Raw genomic sequence first — 514 nt, forward strand, 5'->3', positions numbered from 1 at the left:
CTTGCGTATTGGTCGTCTTTGTCATCTTTATTAAATGAATACTCAACTTTGGCAGGTATGCGGTCGGGGAAGAAACTTTTTTCTTTAACCCCTTCATCGTTAGGTGCAAATTCAACATACATTTTGCCTGTTTCTTCGTCTTTTTTGGAATAGTTAGTTTTGATAAAACTGCGTGTACGGCGGACTAAAAAGAGCCTCATAAGTTCTGCCCAATCATCTGAATACTCACTTTTTTCAAAAGCCGCAAGAGCTGTTTCTTTTACCTGATGCTTTGCTTCAAATTGTACTTTGCCGCCGATTTCTTTTATGTATCGTTCAGGAGAAATACCAAGATTTTGATTTTCATTTAAGAAAAGCCGCAATTGGCTGGAAAGGTCAAGGTAACTTTTATTGTACGGCGTGGCGGTTAGCATTATTACTTTTGAATCGTTAAGAGCTAAATATTCGGCTATCGCACGATAACGCTTACCTTCTCGGTTTCGCAGGTTGTGGCTTTCATCAATTATTACTAACC

General features: G+C 38.7%; 1 protein-coding gene. It reads right to left on the reverse strand.

What is annotated here, in order from left to right; translation table 11 throughout:
* On the reverse strand, positions 1-514 hold a 514-nt coding region (locus tag ACYVRH_RS14435), incomplete at both ends, for an SNF2-related protein (RefSeq protein ID WP_461257563.1).

It is taken from the genome of Treponema sp. R80B11-R83G3 (assembly GCF_054786115.1).